This is a genomic window from Mycobacterium sp., from assembly GCF_036273375.1.
In the GTDB taxonomy this organism is placed as follows: domain Bacteria; phylum Actinomycetota; class Actinomycetes; order Mycobacteriales; family Mycobacteriaceae; genus Mycobacterium.
The window spans coordinates 1-15,636 of the sequence record NZ_DASUHS010000135.1; the positions used below are offsets into that span (position 1 = coordinate 1).

Below are 15,636 nucleotides of genomic sequence, written 5' to 3' on the forward strand. Positions count from 1 at the left end.
GAAATCCGATCGACAACGTCGTCGTGCAGCGAATCAGGCAACAGCAGCCGGCTGTGCAGGATGCAGGCCTGTCCGGCGTGCAGCGAACAGGATTCGAACAGCATCTGCTGCAGCATTTCGTCGGTGACTTGCGCGTCGTCGAGGACGATGCTGGCCGACTTGCCGCCCAACTCCAGCAGGATTCGCTTCATCGTGTCCCCGGCGGCGGACATGACCTGGCGACCGACGACCGAGCTGCCGGTGAAGCTCACCATGTCGATGCGCGGATCGGTGGTCAGCAATTTGGCCGCCTCGACCCCCGAGGGCGTGACGACGTTGACCACCCCGGGCGGGATGTCGGTGTGCTCGTCGATGAGCCGAGCCAGCGCCAGCCCCGCCAGGGGTGTCAGGGGCGAGGGCTTGAGCACGACCGTATTTCCTGCGGCCAGAGCATGATTCAGCTTCATCACGTTCAGGCAGTGCGGGAAGTTCCACGGCGTCAGCACCGATACGACACCCAGCGGCGCATGCCGGAGCAACGTGGTTCCGGCGCTGATGCCGGTGACCTCTTGGTCGACCAGCTGGGTCGCGAGCTGGGCGGCATGCATGGACATGAACCCGGCGCCGTCGATCTGCATAATGCGCTCGTTGGCGATGCAGCCCCACTCCACTTGGGACAGCGCGAAGAAGTCGTCGGCGTGCTTGGTCAGCGCCTCGCCCAGCTGATTCAGGCACCCGGCGCGCTGCTCGGCGGACATCTTGCCCCAAGGTCCGCTGTCGAAGGCGCGCCGCGCGGCCGCGATTGCGTCGCCAACCTGCGCGACGCTCGCGTCGGGCGCGGTGGCGATGACGGCCTCGGTGGACGGGGAGAGGTCGTCGTAGCGGCCGCCATGCGGCTCGACCCAGTTGCCGTCGATGTAGAGCTGATAGGTCTGGACGAGAGCGGGCGAATCGGACATGTGCTTCCTCCGGTCATCTGATCACTTTGTGTACACCCCCACGTGTCCCTCGTCAATCATCAATCCTGTCAAATCCGAGCTATTTCGCTATTTTGGTGTCGTATTGACAGCGTGTGGCGGCACGGAGTAGACAGAGTCGGCAGACAGATTGCGCCAATCTGTCGGATCGGGTGTCCTGCGAGAGGGGCTTGCCGTGCAGACTCATCCGCCGCTGCGCTCGCCGAGCTATCCGCTGCATTCGCCCGACTTCTACGCGGGCGACCCATATCCCGCCTACCGAGAGCTGCGCGCGACGGCGCCGGTGTGCTGGAACGAAGTCACCAAATTCTGGGCCCTGCTGAAATACGAGGACATCCGCTTCGTATCGAGCAACCCGGCGCTGTTCTCGTCGACGAAGGGCATCACGATCCCCGACCCGCATATGCCCAACCCGGTGCAGCAGGGCAGTCTCATCTTCACCGACCCGCCGCGACACCGGCAGATGCGCAGGCTGATCAACGCGGGCTTCACCAAGCGGCGAGTGGCCGTGCTCGAGCCGAAAATCCGCGAGATCGTGCGCGGGATTATCGACGGCATCGAACCCGGCTCCGTGCACGAGTTCGCGGAACAGATCGCCGCGCCACTGCCCACCCGGATGATCGCCGAACTGATCGGTGCCCCTCCCGACGACTGGGAGCAATTCCGGGCCTGGTCGGACGCGGCCACCGGAACGGCCGATCCGGAGATCGAGCTCGACCCGATGGTGGCGGCCGGGCAACTCTACGAGTACTTCGGGAGGCTGATCGCCGCGCGCCGCGATCAACCGCGGGACGACCTGCTGTCGGTCCTGGCCGATGCCGAAATCGACGAGCACAGGCTGACAGACGAAGACCTGCTCAATTTCGCCTTCCTGCTGCTGGTGGCCGGCAACGAGACCACCCGCAACCTCATCGCGCTGGGAACGCTGGCATTGATCACGCATCCCGACCAATGCCGCCTGCTCGTCGAGGATCCCGCCCGCATCCCGCTGGCCGTCGAGGAGATGTTGCGGTGGAACAGTCCCGTGGTGCACATGGCCCGCACCGCGACCGCCGACGTCGAGATCCGCGGTCAGCGGATCCGCGCCGGCGAGGTGGTCGTGATGCTTTACGGCTCGGCAAATCGCGATGAGGACGTGTTCGGCCCCGACTCCGAGGAGTTCAACGTGACCCGCCACCCGAACCCGCACATCGCCTTCGGCTGTGGTGAACATTCCTGCGTGGGTGCCCAATTGGCGCGCCTGGAGGCGACGATCCTCTTCGAGGAGCTGCTGCGCCGCTTCCCCACCATGGAGCTGGTAGGCAACGTGGACCGAATGCGGGCCACCATGGTGCCCGGGGTGAAACGCATGCCGGTGCGGATGGGGGTCTGAGCCGATGGACCTCGAATACACGCCAGAGCAGGAGAAGCTGCGCACCGAGATCCGCGCGACGCTGGAAACCGTGATGACGCCGGAGCGCGTCGCCGCGGTCAGCGAGCGGATGGAGGGCGGACCCGCGGTCCGTGAATGCGTCCGCGCCCTGGCCGCGGCCAACCTGCTGGGCGTCGGCTGGCCTAAAGAATATGGCGGACAGGGCTTCTCGGCCATCGAGCAGTTCATCTTCTCCGAGGAGGCGCGCCGCGTCAGCGCGCCGATCCCGCTGGTGACGCTCAACACCGTTGGGCCGACCTTGATGCACTACGGCACCGAGGAGCAGAAGCAGCGTTTTCTGCCGGCGATTCTCGACGGCGCCGTGGAGTTCGCCATCGGCTACTCCGAGCCCGGTGCGGGCAGCGACCTGGCCTCGGTGCGGACAACGGCCGTCCGGGTAGGTGACGAATATGTGATCAACGGCCAGAAAATGTTCACCAGCGGTGCCGCTTACGCCGATTACATCTGGCTGGCCGTGCGCACCGATCCGGATGCCAAGAAGCACAAGGGCATTTCCATCCTCATCGTGCCCACCTCCTCGCCTGGATTCTCCTGGCAGCCGCTGCACACCATGCCGGGCATCTCGACCTTCTATACGTTCTACGACGACGTCCGGGTGCCGGTCAGCGCGCTGGTGGGCGCGGAAAACCAGGGCTGGCAGCTGATCACCACGCAGTTGAACTTCGAACGTGCCGCCCTGGGCAATCTCGGCGCGCTCGAGCCGCTGTTCGAGAAAACCCTGAACTGGGCCGTCACCACCGAACTCGACGGCGGCCGCGTCATCGACCAGCCTTGGGTGCAGCAGGCGCTGGCCCGGGTCGAAGCCCAGGTCGCCGCATACAAACTCGTCAATTCGCGGGTGAATGCGGCGATGACGAAGGGGGTGCTCAGCATGGGCGAGGCGTCGGCGGCCAAGGTATTCGGCACCGAGCTCACGCAGCAGGTCGCCCGGGAGCTGCTCGAAGTGCTGGACGGCAACGGGGTGCGGCGCGGCGCCGAGGCTCCGCTGCGCGGCGCGCTGGAATCCGCCTACCGGCAGGCCGTCATCAATACCTTTGGTGGCGGCGCCAACGAAATTCAACGTGACATCATCGCCATGGCCGGGTTGGGCCTGCCCCGGGCACCGCGCGACCTTCGGGCCGCGAAATAGTCAGGAGACAGTGTGACCGATTCAGAAACCGTAAGCGCCAAGGTGCAGGCCCTCGTCGGCCAGCCGACCGGTGGCACCGGAAAGCCCTCGCTGGCGCCGGACCCGGTGAACCAGCCGATGATCCGGCATTGGGCGTACGCGTTGGCCGACATGAACCCCGTCTACATCGACCCCGAGTTCGCCGCGTCGTCACGGTTCGGCGGTATCGTGTCGCCGCCGGTGATGCTGCAGACCTGGACCATGCCGTCGCCCAAGCTGGAGGGAATCGGCGAGCGGGGCGGGGCTCCCATCGAGATCCACAGCAATCCAACGGCATTTCTCGATGAGGCCGGCTACACCAGCACCGTGGCGACGAATTCGGAGTTCGAGATCGAGCGGTACCCGCGACTGGGCGATGTGATCAGCGCGACGACGGTTTACGAGTCGGTGTCCGACGAGAAGAAGACGGCGCTGGGCACCGGCTTCTTCCTGACCTGGCTGACGACCTACACCGACCAGAACGGTGAAGTGCTGGGGCGGCAGCGATTCCGGGTACTGCGATTCAGGCCGGCCAGCTGATGACAGCCCGTCTGGCTCCGGCCATCACCCCTGACACCGAATTCTTCTGGAATGGGTTGCGGGAGAACAAACTCTTGATCCAGCGCTGCGGTGACTGTGGACAGCTGCGCCATCCGCCTCGCCCGATGTGCCCGCACTGCCGGTCGCTGGACTGGGAGGCAATCGAGTCTTCGGGCCGCGGCACCGTCTACAGCTACGTGATGCCGCACGAGCCGAAGTTTCCGTTCTTCGAGTACCCCTACGTCGTCGTGCTGGTCGAACTCGAGGACGGGGTGCGGCTGGTGTCCAACCTGACCGGCATCGACCCGGACGCCGTGACGCCCGGAATGCCGGTCGAGGTCTATTACCAAACCTTCGACAACGAACTGGTGCTGCACCAGTTCCGGCCGAGCGCCTAGGTCTGTCATGGACTTCTCGTTTACCGAAGAGCAAGAGACGATCACCAAGCTCGCCCGCGACCTGTTCCAGCGCCGCGCCACCCCGGAACGGCTGACCGAGTTGGAAGCCGGCGACACCCGCTACGACGCCGCGCTCTGGGAAGGGCTGGCCGCAGCCGACCTGCTGGGCACCGCGCTGCCGGAATCGGTGGGCGGTAACGGCGGGGGCTTCGTGGAACTCGGGGTGCTGCTGGCCGAGGTCGGCTACAGCGTCGCGCCGGTACCCGCGTATGCCACGCTGGCGTTGGGCGCCGACCCGATCGCGCGGCACGGCAACCACGAACAGCAACAGCGGTACCTGCCCGGTGTGGTCACCGGATCCCGCATCCTGACAGCGGGATTGGCCGAACCCGGCCGCTCGGACCCGGCACACCCGGTCACCACCGCACGCCGTGATGGCCCGAATTGGCGCCTCGATGGCGCCAAAGAGTTGGTGCCGGCCGCGCAGCTCGCCGACACGGTGCTCATTCCGGCCACTACTGATGAAGGCGTGGGCCTGTTCCTGCTCGCCGCAGACGCCGCCGGTGTCGAAATTCGTCCGGCGCCCACCACCAGCCGCGAACCACACGCGGACGTATTCCTGGACGGCGCAATCGTTTCCGCGGCCGACGTCATTGTCGGCGGCGGGCTGGTCGAGTCGCTCTACACGTGCGCCCTGGTTGCGCTGTGCACGATCCAGCTCGGGGTTACCGAACGGGCGCTGCGCGTCGCCGCCGAATACACTTCCGCGCGTGAGCAATTCGGCCGCCCGATCGGCAGCTTTCAGGCAGTGCAGCAGCGCATGGCCGACGCCTTCATCGATGTCGAGGCAATTCGGTGGACCACCTGGCAGGCGGCTTGGTTGGTCGCGCACGGGCGTCCCGCCGACCGGGCGGCGCGAATCGCGAAATTCTGGGCCGCAGAGGCGGGCGCCCGGGTGGCCGCCACCGCCCAGCACGTACACGGCGGCATCGGCATCGACGTCACCTATCCCCTGCACCGCTATTTCCTGTGGGCCAAGCACAACGAGCTGACCCTCGGTCCGGCTTCGGCCCAGCTGGCCAACCTGGGCGCAGCCTATTCGGAAGGGCCCGCATGACGACCATCTCCAGCCGAACCATAACCCTGCGGTGGCAAGACATCGCGGAGGGCAACGAGGTCACGCCGCTCGAAATCCCGATCACCACAACGATGATCGTCGCCGGCGCGATCGCCACCCGTGACTTCATGCCGGTGCACCACGACCGCGAGTACGCCAAGCGGCAGGGCTCGCCCAATCTGTTCATGAACATCCTGACCACCAACGGCTACTGCGTGCGCTTCCTCACCGACTGGGCCGGGCCCGAGGCGATGGTGAAGAAGCTGTCAATCCGCCTTGGGGTGCCGTGCTTCCCCGACGACCCGCTGCGGTTCACCGGCAGCGTCACCGGCAAGACCGAAGGATCCGACGGTGAGAACTTCGTCGAGGTGACCTTCGCGGGCGCCAACAGCCTGGGCGACCACGTCTCCGGCAAAGCGGTGCTCAGCCTGCTCGACGGGTCCTTGGAAACGAGGCACGCGTGAGCAGGACGCTGCCGGGCGCCGCGGCCATCGTCGGGATCGGCCAGACGGAGTTCTCGAAGGAATCGGGCCGCAGTGAGCTGCAATTGGCGTGCGAGGCGGTCAGCGCCGCACTCGACGACGCCGGCCTGGCCCCCAGTGACGTCGACGGCATGGTCACATTCACCATGGATTCCAGCGACGAGATCGACATCGCCCGCAACGTGGGCATCGGTGACCTCAGCTTCTTTTCCCGCGTGCACCATGGCGGCGGCGCGGCCGCCGGCACCGTCGTACATGCGGCGATGGCCGTCGCCACCGGTGTCGCCGATGTCGTGGTCTGCTGGCGCGCGTTCAACGAGCGGTCCGGTTTCCGGTTCGGTGGCAGCGGTCGCAGCATGGCCGAAACACCGTTATTCATGGCGCACTATGCGCCGTTCGGGCTGCTCACCCCCGCGGCCTGGGTCGCCGTGCATGCCCAGCGGTACATGTCGACGTACGGCGTCACCAACGAGGACTTTGGCAGGATCGCGGTCGTCGACCGCAAGCATGCGGCGACCAACCCCGACGCGTGGTTCTACCAGCGCCCGATCACCCTGGAAGACCACCAGAATTCGCGCTGGATCGTCGAACCCGTGCTCCGTCTGCTGGATTGCTGCCAGGAGAGTGACGGTGGCGTGGCGCTGGTCATTACCAGCGCCGAGCGCGCCCGCGACCTGCGGCAGCCGCCGGCCATCATCGCCGCGGCCGCCCAGGGCGCGGCCCACAACGGCGAGATGATGACGAGCTACTACCGCGACGAGATCACCGGGCTGCCCGAGATGGGCGTGGTGGCCCGCCAGCTGTGGCGTGACTCAGGGCTGAAGCCACAAGACATCCAAACCGCCTTCATCTACGACCATTTCACGCCGTTCGTGTTTGCCCAACTCGAGGAACTCGGATTCTGCGGGCGCGGCGAGGCCAAGGACTTCGCCACCATCGAGCGGCTGTCGCTGGGCGGAGAGTTCCCCATCAACACCAATGGTGGCCTGCTCGGCGAGGCCTACATCCATGGCATGAACGGCATCACCGAGGGGGTGCGCCAGGTGCGCGGCACTTCCCACAACCAGGTCGACAACGTCGAACACGTACTGGTCACGTCCGGCACCGGCGTGCCCACCAGTGGTCTGATTCTCGCACCGGCCGGCTGAGGGGACCTATCATGCCGAGGCTCGCGCTCCTGACCGCCTACGGCGGTCCCATCGAGCTGACCGAATTCCCGTTGACCACACCGGCGCCGGGCACCGCGGCACTGCGGCTGCGGATGGCCGGCATCTGCGGTTCCGACCTGCACATCTTCCGCGGCGAGCTGCCACTGCCGTGCCCGTTCGCCATGGGTCACGAAATGGTAGGCGAGATCGCCGAACTCGGCGAGGGTCTGACCACCGACGCGACTGGTCAGCCGCTGGCCATCGGCGATCGTGTGGTGGCGCCCTACTTTTGGTTCTGCGGCAGTTGTCACGCGTGCGCGCGGGGACGGTCATATGCCTGCCAGAACCTGATGGCCGGCGAATACCGCACCCACGAGCTGGCTCCGCACTTCGTCGCCGCCTACGGCGAGTACTACTACACCAGCCGCCGTCAGCCGTTGTACAAGGTTCCCGCAGACCTGCCCGACGAGGCGGTCGCGCCGCTGAATTGCGCGCTTGCCCAGGTGCTTTTCGCGCTGCGCGATGTGCGGCTCGGGGACACCGTCGTCATTCAGGGCGCCGGCGGGCTGGGCATCAACGCCGCGGCGGTGGCTCGGACAGCGGGCGCCAGCGCGGTCATCGTCATCGACAAGATCGCCGAACGACTCGACGTCGCCGCTGACTTCGGCGCCACCCACTGCATCGACGCCAGCGGCGTCTCGACCGCGGAGGTCACCGAGCGGGTGCACAAACACACCGACGGCATCGGTGCGGACTGGGTGCTCGAGGTTGTGGGCGTGCCGGACGTCATCCCGGAGGGGATCGGGTTTCTCAACAACGGCGGCGCGTTGCTCGAGGTCGGCAATGTCGGGATGGGGCGTACCTTCGAGCTCGACCCGAGCGCATTGGTCTACGGCAATAAGTCCGTGCGCGGCGTGATGCTATACGACCCGGTCACCCTGGCCACCGGTCTATCGTTCTTGCAGCACACAAGTTTTCCATTCGAGCGGCTGATGCCCACGCCGTTCCATCTGGCCGACGTCAACGCCGCGTTCGCCTCGGCCGATGCCGGGTTGGTCCCTCGGGGAGCGTTGATTCCGTGACAACTCAGGCGACTCAGATAACCGACACCCGCGAGCTCATCGTGGAGTCCGCGTTCGCGTGTTTCGGCAAGCAGGGATTGCAGAAGGCAACCATCGTCGACATCGCCAAGCGGGCCGGAGTGTCCCGCAGCACCATCTACGAATACTTTTCCGACAAGGCCTCGATCGTCGAGGCGTGCGCCGAACACGCGTCGGAGCGGTTCTACCGCGAGATGACCAAGGCGATGGACCGTGGCAGCACCCTGGAGGACAAGCTCTGTTCGGCAGCGGTATTCGTCACGCAGGCGCGGCGGGTCATCGCGTCCGAGAAGTACTTCGACGAGGATGCGATCAGCCTGCTGCTGACCAAGGACGCCGCCGTGTTGCTGCGTGAATGCGTCGAGTTCTTCGCCCCCTATCTGTCCGCCGCCAGGCTCACGGGCGAGGTGCGCAAGGACCTCGACATCGAGGCCGCGGGTGAATGGTTTGCGCGCATTTTGTTCTCGCTCTTCAGCACGCCGTCCTCGACGCTGGACATGGATAACCCCGACGTGGCGGCGGAATTCGTTCGCTCCCACGTGGTGCGCGGCTTTGCCAGTGATCGTCCGCGGCCGCGTCGCGCGCAGTGATGGCCGGCGCCCGGTCCCCCGTCGAGCGTGCATCCACGGCGGGATAAGCGCGCATTTCCCGCCCTCAGCGCACATTCGACGCCGTCAGGGCACACTCAACGGCGTTGCGCGAGCGCCCGCAGGAAGAACGTCAAATTGGCCGGCCGCTCGGCCAGCCGCCGCATGAAGTAGCCGTACCACTGGGTGCCGAACGGGACGTACACCCGCAGCTGGTTGCCGCCCGCCGCGAGATGCCGCTGCTCGTCGTCGCGAATGCCGTAGAGCATCTGGTATTCGAATTCGCCGCTGCGACGGCCTGATTCGCTCGCCATCTCTGGCACCGCGCTGATGATCTCCGGATCGTGGGAGGCCACCATCGGGTAGCCGGACCCGGCCATCAGCACCCGAAGGCAAGCCAGATAGGAGTCATTGACCTCGGTGGGCCCGCGGTAGGCCAGCGAGGCGGGCTCGTCGTAGGCGCCCTTGCACAACCTGACCCGGGCGCCGGCGGCGGCGAATTCCTCACAGTCATCCAGGGTGCGCCGCAGGTACGCCTGCAAAACCAAGCCCAGCCAAGGAAATTCGGTCCGCAGGTCGCGCACGATGCGCAGCGTCGAATCGGTGGTGGTGTGGTTCTCGCCGTCGACGGTCACCCACACACCCGCCCGCTGGGCGGCAGCGCAGATCGACCAGGCGTTCTCCCGCGCGATCTTGTGCCCGTCGCGTTCGAGCGACTGCCCCAGCGCCGACAGCTTGACCGAGACTTCCAAAGGCCGGACTACGCCGGGCGCTGCACCGAGCCCGCCCAGCGTGTCGATCAGATCCAGGTAGATCCGCACGGCCGCATCGGCCTCGTCGGCGTTTGCGACGTCCTCGCCCAAATAATCGATGCTGACGAGTCGACCCGAATCACGTAGGACTGCCACGCTATTCAGCACCGACCCGATCGTCTCCCCGGGAACGAACCGGTGCACCACTTTACGGGTGACCGACAGCCGCTCGGCGGTGCGGCACAAGCCTTCGCGGCGGCTCGCGGCCATGATCACCGGGCGCAGGGTGGTGGCGAACAGTCCGGCCATCAGTCGGCGCCCATGTGCGGATAGGTGTGCTCGGTTGCGGGGATGAAGGTTTCCTTGATGGTGCGAGCCGACGTCCAGCGCAACATGTTCAGCATCGATCCGGCTTTGTCGTTGGTCCCCGAACCACGCGACCCCCCGAACGGCTGACGCCCGACGACCGCACCGGTCGGCTTGTCGTTGACGTAGAAATTGCCGGCCGCGAACCGCAGCCGGTGCTGTGCGGTGAGCACGGCGTTGCGATCGTCGGCGATGACCGCGCCGGTCAGCGCGTACCGAGACCCGGTGTCGACGACGCCGAGGATTCGCTCGTAATCGTTGTCGGGGTACACGTGCACCGACAGCAGCGGGCCGAAGTATTCCGTCGCGAACGACTCGTCGGTCGGATCATCGGACAGTAACACCGTAGGCCGCACGAAATAGCCTTCGCTGTCGTCGTATTCGCCACCGACGGCGATGGTGACGTGCGGCGCGCCCTTGGCCCGCTCGATGGCGTCGACGTTCTTGAAAAAGGCGCGCCGGTCGATCAGCGCTCCCCCGTAGTTGGTCAGATCGGTGACGTCGCCGTAGCGCAACGCCGCGGTCTTGCCCAGGAAGTCGTCACCCATGCGGCGCCACACCGACTGCGGTATGAAGGCCCGCGACGCCGCCGAGCACTTCTGGCCCTGGTAGTCGAACGCGCCGCGGATCAGCGCCGTGCACAACACGTCCGGGCGCGCCGAGACATGCGCGACGACGAAGTCTTTGCCGCCGGTCTCGCCGACCAGCCGCGGATAACTCTGGTAGCGGCCAATATTGGCGCCCACCTGCTGCCACAGATGTTGGAAGGTGGCCGTCGATCCGGTGAAGTGAATGCCCGCCAGCCGCGAATCGGCGAGCGCCACATCGGAAACGCCGAGGCCGTCGCCGGTCACCAAGTTGATCACCCCGGGCGGCAATCCCGCCGCCTCGAGCAATTGCATGGTCAGATAAGCCGACAGCGTCTGGGTGATCGACGGCTTCCACACCACGGTGTTGCCCATCAGTGCCGGCGCGGTCGGCAGATTACCCGCGATGGAGGTGAAGTTGAACGGCGTGATCGCATACACGAAGCCGTCCAGCGGGCGGTATTCACTGCGATTCCACTCCCCCGGCCCGCTGATCGGCTGCTGCGCCAAGATCTGCCGCGCAAACTTCACGTTGAATCGCCAGAAGTCGATCTGCTCGCACGGGGAGTCGATCTCGGCCTGGTAGACCGACTTGGATTGGCCGAGCATCGTCGCGGCGGCGATCTTCTCCCGCCACGGCCCGGCCAGCAGGTCGGCGGCGCGCAGAAATACCGCCGCCCGCTCATCGAACGGCATTGCCGCCCATGCGCTTTTCGCGGCCATCGCCGCTTCGATCGCCGCCGCCGCGTCGGCATGCCCGGCGTTGGTCAGGGCGCCCAGCTTCGCGGCGTGCCGGTGCGGCTGGACGACGTCGATGCGCTCGCCGTCACCCGTCCGGTGGCTACCACCGATGACATGTGGGAGTTCGATGGGCTGATCGGCCAGCGCGGCCAGTTCGGCGATAAGGCGGGTGCGCTCCGGGGAGTGCGGTGCATAGTCGTGGACCGGCTCGTTGGCCGGCATGGGGACCTGGGTTATCGCATCCATGCAGCAAGGATCCTCGCGGCGGCCCCACAGTGAATTAGCGGATCGGACAATACAAGGTGCCGTTGGCAGTAGAATCGGACAACATGGCCGGTGTGGGGCTGGGACAACTGCTACTCGCGCTGGATGCGACCCTGGTGAGCCTGGTTGACGCGCCCCGGGGTCTGGACCTTCCGGTGGGGTCGGTGGCACTGATCGACTCCGACGACGTGCGATTCGGGCTGGCGGCCGCGGCGGGTTCGGCCGATGTCTTTTTCCTGTTGGGCATCCCCGACGACGAGGCGCTGCGGTGGATGGACAAACAGGCGCGCGAACGCGTGCCGGTGGCCATCTTCGTCAAGGAGCCGTCGAATGCATTGGTGGCCAGGGCAGTTGCAGCCGGCTCGGCCGTGGTGGCCGCCGACCCGCAGGCCCGCTGGGAGCGGCTCTATCAGCTGGTCAACCACGTCCTGGAGCATCACGGGGAACGCGCGGACGCGATGGATGACTCAGGCACCGACCTGTTCGGGTTGGCGCAGTCGCTCGCCGACCGCATTCACGGCATGGTCAGCATCGAAAACGCCCAATCGCACGTTCTGGCCTACTCGGCGTCCAACGACGAAGCCGACGAACTGCGCCGCCTCTCCATCCTGGGCAGGGCGGGTCCACCCGAGCATCTCGAGTGGATCGGCCAGTGGGGCATCTTCGATGCGTTGCGATCGGGAGGCGACGTGGTCCGCGTCGCCGAGCGGCCTGAGTTGGGGCTGCGCCCGCGACTGGCCGTCGGGGTCCACCAGCCCGCTCCCGATGCGCGGCGATCCCCGGTGTTCGCCGGAACCATCTGGGTACAACAAGGCTCGCAACCGCTGGCCGATGACGCCGAGGAGATGGTGCGGGGTGCCGCGGTGCTGGCTGCCCGCATCATGTCGCGGCTCGCGGCCCGGCCGTCGACGCATGCCCGCCGGGTGCAGCAACTTCTCGGCCTCGCCGATGCCGAGACCCTCGCGCATGTCGACGTAGCTGCCGTTGCCCGCGAACTGGGTATTGCCGCCGACGGCGACGCGGCCCTGATCGGTTGGGACGCCGCGGACAGTTCACCCCGTCACGCTCGGCTCGCTGATGTCATCGCGCTGAGCGCCAGCGCTTTTCGTCGCGACGCCCAGGTCGCCTCGTCCGGCGCGCGAACGTATGTGCTCCTCACGCAGACGCACAACCGGGCGGTCACCTCGTGGGTGCGCGGGACCATCGGCGCCATGCGCGCCGAACTCGGGGTGCAACTACGGGCGGCCATCGCCGCGCCGATCGGCGGGCTCGCCGGGGCCGCCGCGGCACGCATCGAGGTCGACCGCGTGTTGGATAGCGCTGAGCGACACCCGATTTCGTTCGGGCAGGTCACGTCGTTGGCCGAAGCGCGTACCACCGTGCTCCTCGATGAAATCGTGACCCTGATCGGTAGCGACGAGCGATTGATCGATCCCCGGATCGTGGCGCTGCGCGATGACGATCCGGTGCTGGCCGAGACGTTGCGGACCTATCTGGATGCCTTCGGCGACATCGCCGCGGCCGCGCAATCGTTGCGAGTGCACCCGAATACGGTTCGCTACCGGGTGCGCCGGATCGAGAAGTTGTTGTCGACGTCGCTGGCCGATCCCGAGGTGCGGCTGCTGTTTTCGCTGGGATTACGGGTTCTGGCGAGTAAGTAACGCGCGCGGACGACGCCCCCTATTGGCTATTCGCCGTCTGGGACTCGTCGAGAAAGTGACCCACCACATCCGGGCCGGTCGAGTGCATCTTGATCGACAGCTCGAGCAGCCTGTCCTTGGCCTGCTTAGGGAGCAGTTCGATCGAGCGAGTGGTGGCCGAGTCGTACTTCGCCCCGGGAAAACGCTGCAGCAGAACGTCTTTCTGCTCGTCGGTGGTGTAGATCTCGAGAAGCTTCATGCCGGCGAACGCCTCGATCGCCAGATCCGCCATATCGGCATTGGCCAGCGCTTCCAGCCGTTCCTCGTTGATCCAGACGTTGACCTTGATCTTCTTCTCGGCAGTGCTCATGAGTTCTCCAATTGGTTCAGCGTAAAGACCGGCCGTCTGTCTTTCAGATACTCCTCGGTGACGAACGGCGAACCCTGCCCGTACTTGGCGGCGCTGTCCATCACCACTTCGAACACCTCGTGGCGCATCACCTTTTGGGTCGGCTTGACCTCGTCGGTCAGGATGCTTCGAATCAGGCTGCCGCTGAAGCTTTGTGACTGTTCGTCATGGCCGCACAGGGCAGAGTTGGTGACCTCCTGGCAGACCGGGCAGTACCAGTTCTCCCGCAGGAACACCGGTTTGATCCCCAGCTCGCTCCGGTGCTGCTTGAGGATGTTCTGGGAATCGTACGGGTGATAGAAATCGCCCACGCCCGCATGGTCGCGTCCGAACATGTGATGTGTGCAGCCGAGGTTCGTCCGCAGGATCGCGTGGAAGATGGCCTCCCGGGGTCCCGCGTAGCGCATGTCCCACAGCGTGAACGACACCTGGTGGACCTCCTCGCGGAAATACCCGCTCGTTCGCAATTCGTTCTGCGCCAACAGGATTGCCTCGTCGATGTAATCTCCGACACGCTTCTGGCCGATGATGGCATTGACCAGCACGCCCGTGTTCAGGTTGTCGACGGGCTGGTCCTCGTTCGCCGCCAGCCAGGCTTGCTTCATCAAAGCCTCGTGGCCGGTGTGCGGAACGTTTCGGGTTTGATGGGCGACGGCACGCTTCCAGTTCTTTTTCGCCAGCGCATCCTTGTGCTGCCTCGGTGTCAGCCAGAAGCTTTTGAACGGCTCGTTGAACACCGGCTCGTTGATGAGCGTGATGTCGCCGCCGATGAATCGATTCGCGTAAGCCAACGTCTTCTTGACACCCGGGTGCCGCGGATCGGTTGTCCCGTAGGTCTTTTCGGCCATCCGCTCCAAGTCGTAATCGTAGATCTCGGAGACGTCGAAGATCGCCATTGGGGCATCGAGATATTCGAGAACGACGCGTTCGCCCGCTTTCACCCCAAACTTTTCCACGTCTTCAGCGGAAAGATCGAAGACGATCGGGATGCTCCACAGCGTGCCGTCGGGCAGCTGGAAGTCGTCCAGTGTGGCGTCCACTTCGCGCCGGCCCATGAACCCCGAGAGCGGGGTGAAGAACCCGTAGGACAGGCTGATCACCTCGTGCGCGGCGGCTTTCGAGATCGGGATCCGCGGCAACCCCTCGATCTGACTCGCCGCATCCTTCGTGGAAACCCGTTCCACGATCGGCTTCCCGTTATGCCCCTGGTAGCTCATGCAATGACCTCGTTTCGGTAATCAGCGATTGGAAGGCGCCCGACGCCGTCGCTGCTGGCCCTTCCGCTAAGCGTCTCGTCGTTCCGGGGCCGAGATGACGCCCACCTGCTCGAGATGGGTGATCACCTCCTCGGCCAGCGTGTCCGCGTCCTTGTCGCCGCCTTGGAGCCGCAGCTCGGGCTGCGCCGGCGCCTCGTAGGGGTCGTCGATTCCGGTGAATCCCTTGATCTCCCCGGCCCGGGCCTTCTTGTAGAGCCCTTTCGGATCGCGCTGCTCGCAAATCTCAATCGGGGTGTCGATGAAGATCTCCTGGAAATCACCGTCGTTCAGGGTGGCGCGGATAGCGTCACGGTCACGAACGTAGGGGCTGATGAAGGCCGTCAAGGCGATGACGCCGGACTCACAGAACAGCTTCGCGACCGCGCCGATACGGCGGATGTTCTCCTCGCGATCCTGGGCGGAAAATCCCAGACCGAACCGCTTCGCGAACTCGGGCCCGTGGCGTTCTTCGAGCAGTTCCGGGCCGGCATTGAGCCCATAGCGGACGTTGTCTCCGTCCAGTAGAAAGCTGCGTATGCCCCGCTCGTAGAGCTTCTGCTCGACGACGTTGGCCACCGTGCTCTTGCCGCTGCCGCTCAAGCCGGTGAACCAGATGACGCAGCCCTGGTGCCCATTGAGGCCCTCGCGCTCGGCGCGGCTTATCTGATGTTCGTGCCAAGTGATGTTGTTGGCCATTTCCAGCTCCTGTTCACA

General features: G+C 65.7%; 16 protein-coding genes. 10 read left to right on the forward strand and 6 right to left on the reverse strand.

Translation table 11 applies throughout. The features are described from left to right. Positions 1–938 (reverse strand): aldehyde dehydrogenase family protein (locus tag VFW69_RS12975; RefSeq protein ID WP_526501844.1); only part of this gene is annotated, 938 nt, incomplete at its 3' end. A gap of 193 nt (positions 939–1,131) precedes the next feature. On the opposite strand from VFW69_RS12975, the gene VFW69_RS12980 reads away from it, so the two are divergent. The 9 genes from VFW69_RS12980 to VFW69_RS13020 are packed head-to-tail and all read left to right on the forward strand — an operon-like array spanning position 1,132 to position 8,910. Then, positions 1,132–2,328 (forward strand): cytochrome P450, encoded by a 1,197-nt coding sequence (locus tag VFW69_RS12980; protein WP_526501846.1) that lies wholly within the window; start codon positions 1,132–1,134, stop codon positions 2,326–2,328. A gap of 4 nt (positions 2,329–2,332) precedes the next feature. Further along, positions 2,333–3,517 carry an acyl-CoA dehydrogenase family protein gene (locus tag VFW69_RS12985; protein WP_526501848.1) on the forward strand — a complete coding sequence of 395 codons (1,185 nt, stop codon included), beginning with the start codon at positions 2,333–2,335 and terminating at the stop codon, positions 3,515–3,517. Positions 3,518–3,529: 12 nt separating this feature from the next. Beyond that, entirely contained in the window at positions 3,530–4,075 is a 546-nt protein-coding gene (locus VFW69_RS12990) for an FAS1-like dehydratase domain-containing protein (protein ID WP_526501850.1), read from the forward strand. Next, complete coding sequence (locus VFW69_RS12995; protein WP_526501852.1) at positions 4,075–4,473, forward strand: Zn-ribbon domain-containing OB-fold protein; 399 nt, start codon at positions 4,075–4,077, stop codon at positions 4,471–4,473. The genes VFW69_RS12990 and VFW69_RS12995 overlap by 1 nt, the downstream gene beginning before the upstream one ends. 7 nt (positions 4,474–4,480) lie before the next feature. Next, positions 4,481–5,590, forward strand: a complete 1,110-nt coding sequence (locus tag VFW69_RS13000) for an acyl-CoA dehydrogenase family protein (RefSeq protein ID WP_526501854.1) — start codon at positions 4,481–4,483, stop codon at positions 5,588–5,590. Further along, on the forward strand, positions 5,587–6,054 hold the full coding sequence (locus VFW69_RS13005; RefSeq protein ID WP_526501856.1) for a MaoC family dehydratase: 468 nt from the start codon (positions 5,587–5,589) through the stop codon (positions 6,052–6,054). Before VFW69_RS13000 ends, VFW69_RS13005 begins: the two co-directional genes overlap by 4 nt. Beyond that, positions 6,051–7,220 (forward strand): thiolase family protein, encoded by a 1,170-nt coding sequence (locus VFW69_RS13010; protein WP_526501858.1) that lies wholly within the window; start codon positions 6,051–6,053, stop codon positions 7,218–7,220. The genes VFW69_RS13005 and VFW69_RS13010 overlap by 4 nt, the downstream gene beginning before the upstream one ends. Positions 7,221–7,231: 11 nt before the next feature. Next, positions 7,232–8,302, forward strand: a complete 1,071-nt coding sequence (locus tag VFW69_RS13015; RefSeq protein WP_526501860.1) for a zinc-binding dehydrogenase — start codon at positions 7,232–7,234, stop codon at positions 8,300–8,302. Beyond that, the gene (locus tag VFW69_RS13020) at positions 8,299–8,910 is read left to right on the forward strand and encodes a TetR/AcrR family transcriptional regulator (protein ID WP_526501862.1); all 612 of its coding nucleotides are present in this window, start codon (positions 8,299–8,301) and stop codon (positions 8,908–8,910) included. Before VFW69_RS13015 ends, VFW69_RS13020 begins: the two co-directional genes overlap by 4 nt. 95 nt (positions 8,911–9,005) lie before the next feature. Here the strand turns inward: VFW69_RS13020 and VFW69_RS13025 are convergent, their stop codons facing one another. Continuing rightward, entirely contained in the window at positions 9,006–9,968 is a 963-nt protein-coding gene (locus tag VFW69_RS13025) for a proline dehydrogenase family protein (RefSeq protein ID WP_526501864.1), read from the reverse strand. Beyond that, positions 9,968–11,599, reverse strand: coding sequence for an L-glutamate gamma-semialdehyde dehydrogenase (pruA, locus tag VFW69_RS13030; protein ID WP_526501866.1), 1,632 nt, complete (start codon positions 11,597–11,599; stop codon positions 9,968–9,970). The genes VFW69_RS13025 and pruA overlap by 1 nt, the downstream gene beginning before the upstream one ends. Positions 11,600–11,682: 83 nt before the next feature. On the opposite strand from pruA, the gene VFW69_RS13035 reads away from it, so the two are divergent. Then, positions 11,683–13,278 (forward strand): PucR family transcriptional regulator, encoded by a 1,596-nt coding sequence (locus VFW69_RS13035; RefSeq protein ID WP_526501898.1) that lies wholly within the window; start codon positions 11,683–11,685, stop codon positions 13,276–13,278. A 19-nt stretch (positions 13,279–13,297) separates the two neighbouring features. Here VFW69_RS13035 and VFW69_RS13040 read toward each other — a convergent pair whose 3' ends face one another. From VFW69_RS13040 to cysC, 3 genes are all read right to left on the reverse strand, one after another. Further along, entirely contained in the window at positions 13,298–13,627 is a 330-nt protein-coding gene (locus VFW69_RS13040) for a DUF6955 family protein (protein ID WP_526501868.1), read from the reverse strand. Beyond that, positions 13,624–14,883, reverse strand: a complete 1,260-nt coding sequence (gene sat / locus VFW69_RS13045; protein ID WP_526501870.1) for a sulfate adenylyltransferase — start codon at positions 14,881–14,883, stop codon at positions 13,624–13,626. The genes VFW69_RS13040 and sat overlap by 4 nt, the downstream gene beginning before the upstream one ends. 66 nt (positions 14,884–14,949) lie before the next feature. Next, positions 14,950–15,618, reverse strand: coding sequence for an adenylyl-sulfate kinase (gene cysC / locus VFW69_RS13050; RefSeq protein ID WP_526501872.1), 669 nt, complete (start codon positions 15,616–15,618; stop codon positions 14,950–14,952). Between the last annotated feature and the right edge of the window lie 18 nt (positions 15,619–15,636).

Coding starts and splice junctions, on each gene's coding strand:
- sat (WP_526501870.1), bottom strand. CDS start 14,883: ATGAGCTACCAGGGGCATAACGGGAAGCCGATCGTGGAACGGGTTTCC.
- cysC (WP_526501872.1), bottom strand. CDS start 15,618: ATGGCCAACAACATCACTTGGCACGAACATCAGATAAGCCGCGCCGAG.
- VFW69_RS13005 (WP_526501856.1), top strand. CDS start 5,587: ATGACGACCATCTCCAGCCGAACCATAACCCTGCGGTGGCAAGACATC.
- VFW69_RS13035 (WP_526501898.1), top strand. CDS start 11,683: ATGGCCGGTGTGGGGCTGGGACAACTGCTACTCGCGCTGGATGCGACC.
- pruA (WP_526501866.1), bottom strand. CDS start 11,599: ATGGATGCGATAACCCAGGTCCCCATGCCGGCCAACGAGCCGGTCCAC.
- VFW69_RS13015 (WP_526501860.1), top strand. CDS start 7,232: ATGCCGAGGCTCGCGCTCCTGACCGCCTACGGCGGTCCCATCGAGCTG.
- VFW69_RS12995 (WP_526501852.1), top strand. CDS start 4,075: ATGACAGCCCGTCTGGCTCCGGCCATCACCCCTGACACCGAATTCTTC.
- VFW69_RS13025 (WP_526501864.1), bottom strand. CDS start 9,968: ATGGCCGGACTGTTCGCCACCACCCTGCGCCCGGTGATCATGGCCGCG.
- VFW69_RS12985 (WP_526501848.1), top strand. CDS start 2,333: ATGGACCTCGAATACACGCCAGAGCAGGAGAAGCTGCGCACCGAGATC.
- VFW69_RS13000 (WP_526501854.1), top strand. CDS start 4,481: ATGGACTTCTCGTTTACCGAAGAGCAAGAGACGATCACCAAGCTCGCC.
- VFW69_RS13040 (WP_526501868.1), bottom strand. CDS start 13,627: ATGAGCACTGCCGAGAAGAAGATCAAGGTCAACGTCTGGATCAACGAG.